Consider the following 7,875-nt stretch of genomic DNA (forward strand, 5'->3'; position numbering starts at 1 on the left):
GAGCAGGGCCGCCACCTCTACGTCGTGGCCGTGCAGGTCGACGCCAGCCCCTGGCGCTGACGAGCGGCATGCCAGAACCATGCTGACGGCGAGTACGACGGGAAGTCCGAGCTTTCGTTGGGAGCAGAACATACGGCTCCTCTCCACTCCTCGTTCTACTCCCGGGTCTGCTCCGCAACAAGGCGGGCGGTCAACCAGGCGTCGAACTCGGTGGCGGGAAGCGGCACGCAGAGCAGGCTGCCCTGGGCGGAGTCGCAGCCGAACCGCACGAGGGCCTCGTATGCCTCGTCACTGTCGACGCCTTCGGCGACCATTCGCAGTCCGAGGCTGTGGGCGAGGGCGATGGCGGAATTGACGAGGGTCGATGAGCGTTCGTCGTGTCCCATCGCGACGATGAACGATTCGTCCAGGCGAAGTTCGTCGATGGCGAGGTCGCGCAGCAAGGCGAGGGAACTGTAGCCCGTCCCGAAGTCGTCGATAGACATCCGCACACCCTGGCCTCGCAACCGGTTCAGCACAGCGCGCGCCCGGGACTGGTCGGCGAGCAGGAACTCCTCGCTGATCTCGAGAGTCAACACGAACGGCGGCAACGCGCGATTCGCGATCATGGCGCCGAGGTGTTCGGGGAGGCCGGCGTCGATCAGCGCAGCCTGGGGAAGCCGGATCGCGACGCCGAGGTCCAGTCCCCGGTCCCGCCAGGCGGCGGCCTGGTCGAGCGCCTGTACGAGCAGGGCCTCCGACAGCGCCCGCACGAGGCCGGCGTCCTCGACGAGATCGACGAATTCGGAGGGGTGCAGCAGGCCACGGACCGGGTGATTCCAGCGGATCCGGGCCTCGGCGGCATGGATCTCGGACGTGTCGAGGTCGATGCGGGGCTGGTAGTGCAGGGTGAGTTGGTCCTGGACGAGCGCCTCCCGCAGTTCCTGAAGGGTGCGCAGGCGCACCTCGCTGTGCCGGTCGTCGTCGGACTGATAGACGTGGAACCCGCTGCCGGTGGACTTCGCCACGTACATGGCGGTGTCGGCCTTGCGCATCAGGGCGCCCAGGTCGCGGCCGTGGCTCGGGTACAGCGCGATGCCGATACTGACGCTCGTCTGCAGGGAAATGCCCTCGAGCGTGAAGGGTACGGCGAGCGCCGCCCGCAATCGATCGGCGAGAGCGGATGCCTCCCCATCCCTGTTTCGTGCGACGAGGATCGCGAACTCATCGCCGCCGAGCCGCGCCAGCAGGTCGAGCGGTCCGAGCTCGCGCGCCAGCCGCACGCCGACTTGCACGAGAAGTCGATCGCCGGCATCGTGACCGAGGCTGTCGTTGACCTCCTTGAACCGGTCCAGGTCGAGGAGGAGGAGCGCGCTGCCCTGCTTCCGGTCGGACGCGAGCCGCGCCGCGACGTCGGAATACATGGCCCGGCGATTCGGCAGCCCGGTCAGGTCGTCGGTGCGTGAGAGGTGGTTGAGTCCCCGCTCCCGCGAGATCATCGGGATGACCGCGAGGGCCAGTGTCACGCTCGCGAGACCGATCGCGAGTGCCGAGATGTGATTCTGGGTCGCGTAGACCAGGATCCCGAGTCCCGCGGCCGTTGCGATCGCGGGAACGACGAAGGCCATCACACCGTTCGGCTCCCGCGGCGCCGCGACGACGGGATAGGACGCGCGGTCGACCCAGACGGCGATGAGCGCCAGGCCGATCGCCCAACTGGCATCGAGCAGGGTTCCCAGGGAGTAGCCGCCGTCGAGGAGGGCGTAGGCCACGTCGGCGCCCGCGTAGACGACGAGGCCGCCGATGAGAGAGACCCAGGCGCGCCCGGCGTGTCGGCCGTAGAGCGCGGCAACGCCGGCGATAGCAGCGATCAACAGCAGATCGAGCATCGGGTACGCGAGATTCACGAGCGTTTCGAGCGACACCGGTTCGGCGGAAGCAGAGACGAGTACCGGGTTGAGGAGGACGGCCATGAATGCGGCGACACTGACCGAGCCGACGGCACTGTTCAGGAAGGCCGCCCAGGGCACCCTGCGGAGCTGCCGGCGTGCGGTGACGAAGAGGGAGGCAAGGATCAGGCCGTAGAAGGCCAGGTAGAACAGGTCAGCGACCGAGGGGGAACCGGGCCCACCGAGGAACCGGGTGGAGATGGTGAAGCTGACGTCACCGAGGAAATTGCACGTGACGGCGGCGGCGGCGAGTGCCACTTCTCGCCGGACGTAGTCGGCCCGGCGGACCGCGGTCCAGCAGACCACGACGGTCGCCAGGCCAGCGAGCTCGGCGAGGACGAAGTCGACGAGGACACTGTAGTCGCCGCCCTTGCCGACGAGCATCACGACGTAGAGGGCGAGCGGTATGCCCATGATCCACAGGGGTCGGCTGGATGGCTGCACGACGGATGCGTCCATCGCCTGCTCCGGAGACTTCAGGGTGCGCGTCCCTCCGCGCAGGATCGTCATGTCGCGACAGGTCGGCGGTCAGCGAGCCACCGGTCGAAGGCATCCGCTGGGATCGGCCGGGAGATGAAGTACCCCTGGGCCTGGTCGCAGCCGAAGCCGGCGAGGGCGTCGTAGGTGGCGGCGTTCTCGACGCCCTCCGCGACCATGCGCAGCCCGAGGCCGTGCGCGAGCTCGATCGAGGACTTCACGAGCGCCGCGGCGCGCTGGTCGTCCTTGAGCGGGAAGACGAAGGACTGGTCGAGCTTCAGTTCGTCGATGGGCAGGTCACGGAGGTACGCGAGCGAGCTGTAGCCGGTGCCGAAATCGTCGATCGAAATGCGGATGTCGTTCGCGCGGAGTCTGGACAGAATGTCCCTGGCCCGGTCCCGGTCGCTCATCAGGAAGTCCTCGGTGATCTCCAGTTCGAGCACCGAGCCGGGCAGGCCGCGCTCGGTGAGGAGGCATTCGATTCGTTCGGGAAGCCCGGCGTCGACGAGGGAACTCGCCGACAGGTTCACGGCGATCGAGAGGGGCAGGTCCCCGGCCCAGGCGGCGGACCAGACCCTCGCCTGGTCGAGCGCGACGGCGAGCACCCGCTGCGTGAGGGCGTGCATGAGCCCTGCCTCCTCGATGAGCACGAGGAACTGGTCGGGGAAGAGGAGCCCGCGGGTGGGGTGCTGCCAGCGGACAAGGGCTTCGACGCCGGCGACGCTCCCCGATGCGAGGTCGATCTTGGGCTGGTAGTGCACGATGAGCTGGTCGTCCTCGAGGGCGAGCCGCAGTTGGGAGAGGGTGCGCAGGCGCAGGTCGCCGTGGCTGTCGTCGTTGCTGCGGTACACGTGGTGGCCGCTGCGGGTCGATTTGGCCTTGTACATGGCCATGTCGGCCTTGCGCATCAGCCCGGTGAGGTCGCTGCCCTGATCCGGGTACAGGGCGATGCCCACGCTCACCCCGGTCTGCAGGGCGATGCCCTCGAGGGTGAACGGCACGGCGAGTGCCGCGCGCACCCGGATCGCGAAGTCGACGGCTTCGCTATGGCCGACGTCGTCGAGCAGGATCGCGAACTCGTCGCCGCCGAGACGGGCGAGCAGGTCCTGTTCGCGCAGCTGGTTCGACAGGCGGATGCCGGCCTGCACGAGCAGGCGATCGCCCGCATTGTGCCCGAGACTGTCGTTGACCTCCTTGAACCGGTCGAGGTCCAGCAGCAGGAGGGCCCGGCGCCGGCGGGGCTCCCTGGTGATCCGTGCGGTGACGTCGCCGTACAGGGCCCGCCGGTTGGGCAGCCCGGTGAGGTCGTCGGTCCTGGCCTGGCGCCGCAGCACGATCTGCCGGGACACGAGCGGCAGGGAGGCGAGGGCGAGGGCTGTCGCGGCCAGCGCGATGGCGAAGCCGGTCACCGGCACCTGGCTCGCGAGGATCAGTACCCCGAGGCCCGCGCCCGTCGAGACGATCGGAACGGCGACGGCCGCGACACTGTCCTGGGTGTGGCTGTGCGTCTCGGTCTGGCGCGACGAGGCATCAATCCAGACGGCGACGAGGGCAAGCCCGATCGCCCAGCCCGCGTCGAGGGAGGTGCCCGTGACGTAGGCGTCTCCGATGCGCAGATAGACGATTTCGGTCGCCGAGAAGATCATCAGCCCGAGGACGAGCAGCATCCAGCGCCGGCGCGGATCCGGGCCCTGGGTCGCGGCGGTCCCGGCGACCACGAGCACGAGCATCGCGTTGAAAAGCGGGTAGGTCACGACGACGGCGGTCGCGCCGGCCTCGATGGTCGTGCCGACGGAATCGAGGATCGGGGTGAGGAGCGCCGCGAGCACGGAGCCGGCGCCGAGGATCCCGATCGCACCCTCGAGGAGCACCGGCCAGCCCGGCGTGCGGCGCTGCCGACGTGCGAGGGCCACGATTGCCGTGACGATCAGGAGATAAAAGAGGAAGTATCCGATGTCGGGGAGGGTCTGGGACTGGTCGGAGTCACCGGGCCGGAAGTAGGCATAACTGTCCGCCGCCACGACGATCGTGATGGCGCTCGCCGAGAACACGATCTCGCGGCGGTCGAAGCCGGCGCGGACGACGGCGGTCCACGCCACGGCGACAAGACTCAGCTTCGTGATGATCGCGAGCCACACATCGACGAAGGGGCTGAACTCCGAGCCCTGCGCGACGAGCGCGACGGTATACACGGAAATCAGGAGACACATGAACCAGACAAGCCAATTGCCTGATGAGGCCACATACCGGGCGAACGTGCCGAGGCGGCGAGCCAGCGTTGTCATGGTTACCGGTGCCCCTCCGCCTGCGTGTGCCCAGCATATCAGCGGGACAGACCGGATTATCGGGACCACCTCCCGAAGGAGGGGCGGCATCCCGGGGCGCCGGGGCCGCGGGGAGGAGCAGAATGGCTGTGCAGGCATGACCTAAGGCGCAGGAGGCGGACCATGGTGGTTCTCGTGGGGTATTCGAGCAAGTACGGTGCCACGGAGGGGATCGCGGAGCGCATCGCGCGCAAGCTGCGCGAGGCAGGGCGCGACGCCGAAGCGAAGCCGGTCTCGGTCGTGGAGAATCCCGACCGGTACACCGCGTTCGTGATCGGGAGCGCCGCATACATGGGCTCCTGGCGGAAGGACGCCGTCGACTTCGTCCGCGGCAACCTCGAGCTGCTCACCTCCCGCCCGCTCTGGTTGTTCAGCAGCGGCCCGCTCGGCACCGCGACTCGCAACGCCGAGGGACAGGAACTGATCATCGAGGCCGAGCCGAAGCAGTTCGACGAGTTCGTGACCGCGCTCGAACCGCAGGGAACCAAGGTCTTCTTCGGGGCGCTCGACCCGGCGGCCCTGCGGCGCCGCGACCGGCTCGTTCGGATGATCCCGGCCGGCCGGGAGCTGCTCCCGGAAGGCGACTTCCGCGACTGGGTCTCTATCGACGCCTGGGCGGCGTCGATTGCCGCCGAGCTGCCCGCGACCGCTTAGGCCGCTCGCCACCAGCCCCGCCTGCGCGGCTCAGGGAGCGAGGAGCGCCCGGATGTCCTCCGCGGTGAAGTCGTCGCCGACATCCGCTGCCGTCGCCGCGCCGTCGAGGCCCGCGCCATCGAGTACCGAGCCGACGAGACGCGCCTTGCGCTCCTTGAGCGCCATCACCTTGTCCTCGATGGTGTCCGCGGCCACGAGCCGGTAGACCATGACCGTGCGGGTCTGGCCGATGCGGTGGGTGCGGTCGATCGCCTGCGTCTCCGTCGCCGGGTTCCACCACGGGTCGAGCAGGAAGACGTAGTCCGCCTCGGTCAGGTTGAGGCCGAAGCCGCCGGCCTTGAGGCTGATCAGGAACACCGGCGCCGTGCCGCTCTTGAACCGGTCGATCACCTCTGAGCGCTTCAGCGTCGAGCCGTCGAGGTAGCAGTACGGGGTGCCCTGGGCGTCGAGGCGTGCGGCTGCCTTGCCGAGGAACGAGGTGAACTGGCTGAACACGAGCGCCCGGTGACCCTCGGCGACGACGTCGTCGAGCTGGTCGAAGAGGGCGTCGAGCTTGCTCGAGGGCACGTCCGCGTAGGTGTCGCCGAGCAGGGACGGGTCGAGGCTCAGCATCCGCAGCAGGGTCAGCGACCGGAACACGATGAACCGGTTCGCGTCGAGGTCCTCGATCAGCCCGAAGAGTTTCTGCCGTTCGCGCTGCAGGAAGGTGTCGTAGAGCGCGCGGTGCCGGGGATTCAGCTCGATGCGCAGTACCTGCTCCTGTTTCTCGGGCAGTTCTCGGGCGACGACGTCCTTGGTGCGGCGCAGGATCAGGGGGCGGATGCGGCGGCGCAGCCGGGTGATCAGCGCCGGGTTGCCGGGTTGCCCGGCGTCGCCAGTTGTGCCGGCAGGTCTCACGCCGTGTTCGTCGCGGTTCTCGATCGGGCGGACGTACTCCTCGCTGAACCGGCGGGCGGAGGGGAACAGGCCGGGTGCGACGATCGCGAACAGGGACCAGAGTTCGAGGAGCCGGTTCTCCATCGGCGTCCCGGTGATGGCGAGCTTGAAGGGCGTGTCGAGGTCGCGGGCGCAGGCGTGCAGCCGGGAGGCGTGGTTCTTCAGGAATTGCGCCTCGTCGAGGATCAGCCCTGCCCAGCCCTGGGCGCGGTACGCCGCGAAGTCGAGACGGAAGAGCGTGTATGAGGTGACGATCACGTCGTGGTGCGCGACGGCATCCGCGAGCGTCGTTCCGCCGCGGCCGAGGACGGTCGACTGGGTCGTCTCGACGCCGTGCACGCGGAGCCCGGGGGTGAAGCGGGCGGCCTCGGCGATCCAGTTGGAGACGACGGAGGTCGGGGCGACCACGAGGAACGGGCGGCGCGGTACGGCGGGTGCGGAGCCGGATTCGCGCGTCGCGTGTTCGATCAGGGCCAGCGCCTGCAGGGTCTTGCCGAGGCCCATGTCGTCGGCGAGGATGCCGCCGAGGCGATGCTTCCAGAGGAAGGCGAGCCAGGCGAAGCCCTCGCGCTGGTACGGGCGCAGGGTCGCGGTCACTCCCTCGGGCACCGGAACGGGCTCGAGGAGGCCATGGCCGTCGCCGTCACGGTCGCCGGCGTCGTCCGCGCGGGTCCGTTCGAGCAGCCCGGACACCGCGGACCGCCAGGCCGTTGCTTGCTCGGTGTGTTCGGCGAGGTCCTCGAACTCGGCCCAGAGCTGGGGCTGGTAGCGACTGATCCGCAGCCCGGTCTCCCACTCGGTGAGGCTGCGGGCCTCGTCGATGAGCGTCCGCAGGCGCTCGAACGCGGGCTGGCGCAGCGAGAGATAGGTGTTGTCGATCATGAGCAGCTTCGGCTTGCCCAGGGCGAGTGCCTTGAACAGTGGGCCGAAGGGCACGGTGCGGCCGTCGATCGTGACGATCACGCCGAGGTCGAACCAGTCCCTCTGGTTCGTCTCGACCGTGGTGATGGTCAGTTCGGGCGTCGCGGTGAGTTCGCGGTAGCCCGGATCCGCGCCGATCCGGTCGATCCGCAGCCCTCTCAGCTCGTCGAGCCGGGGGAGTTCCTCTGAGGTGAATTCGGCCGCGTCGAGCCCGCGGAGCGTGTCCGGAGAGCCGGGTGCGGTGCCTGGGTGAGTTGCGGAGAAAACACCGTCGCGGCGCGGAGGAAGGTGCTTTGTCCGCAACTCGACCGCCGCGATGAGCGCGGCCTCCGCGGAGGCGTCCCGACCGGCGGGGCCGCCGGGGCCAGGGCCGGCGCCGAGCGGGACGCGCGTGACGGCGCGGCCCTCGCGGTACTCCCAGTCCCAGGCGAGGCTCAGCGCCTGCTTGGGGAGGAAGCGCACGGTGAGCACCAGGACGGGAGCGGCGGCCGCCGGGAAGCTCACCGAGGCATCCGTGCTCGTCACCGGGAGCGCATGACGGAGGCTCGGGTAGAAGTCGCCGAGGAACTCGGCCGTCTCGGACGCGGGCACGGCCACGGTGGCGGGCACCCCGAGCAGGCGGCTCTGCTCCGGAC

General features: G+C 69.3%; 4 protein-coding genes. 1 reads left to right on the plus strand and 3 read right to left on the minus strand.

Annotated features, from left to right (window positions below; all coding sequences use genetic code 11):
* Nucleotides 1-155: 155 nt before the first annotated feature.
* Together QN357_RS16200 and QN357_RS16205 are read right to left on the minus strand one after the other, a co-directional pair.
* Nucleotides 156-2,438: a putative bifunctional diguanylate cyclase/phosphodiesterase gene (locus QN357_RS16200; RefSeq protein ID WP_323505194.1), complete on the minus strand. Its 2,283-nt coding sequence runs from the start codon at nt 2,436-2,438 to the stop codon at nt 156-158.
* Nucleotides 2,435-4,690: a putative bifunctional diguanylate cyclase/phosphodiesterase gene (locus QN357_RS16205; protein WP_323505195.1), complete on the minus strand. Its 2,256-nt coding sequence runs from the start codon at nt 4,688-4,690 to the stop codon at nt 2,435-2,437. The genes QN357_RS16200 and QN357_RS16205 overlap by 4 nt, the downstream gene beginning before the upstream one ends.
* 162 nt (nt 4,691-4,852) lie before the next feature.
* On the opposite strand from QN357_RS16205, the gene QN357_RS16210 reads away from it, so the two are divergent.
* Nucleotides 4,853-5,383: a flavodoxin domain-containing protein gene (locus QN357_RS16210; RefSeq protein WP_323505196.1), complete on the plus strand. Its 531-nt coding sequence runs from the start codon at nt 4,853-4,855 to the stop codon at nt 5,381-5,383.
* A 30-nt stretch (nt 5,384-5,413) separates the two neighbouring features.
* Here QN357_RS16210 and QN357_RS16215 read toward each other — a convergent pair.
* Nucleotides 5,414-7,875: DEAD/DEAH box helicase (locus QN357_RS16215; protein ID WP_323505197.1), on the minus strand; the 2,462-nt coding region annotated here is incomplete at its 5' end.

Source organism: Cryobacterium sp. RTC2.1, from assembly GCF_035018685.1.
Classification (GTDB): domain Bacteria; phylum Actinomycetota; class Actinomycetes; order Actinomycetales; family Microbacteriaceae; genus Cryobacterium; species Cryobacterium glucosi.

Coding starts and splice junctions, on each gene's coding strand:
- QN357_RS16200 (WP_323505194.1), bottom strand. CDS start 2,438: ATGACGATCCTGCGCGGAGGGACGCGCACCCTGAAGTCTCCGGAGCAG.
- QN357_RS16205 (WP_323505195.1), bottom strand. CDS start 4,690: ATGACAACGCTGGCTCGCCGCCTCGGCACGTTCGCCCGGTATGTGGCC.
- QN357_RS16210 (WP_323505196.1), top strand. CDS start 4,853: ATGGTGGTTCTCGTGGGGTATTCGAGCAAGTACGGTGCCACGGAGGGG.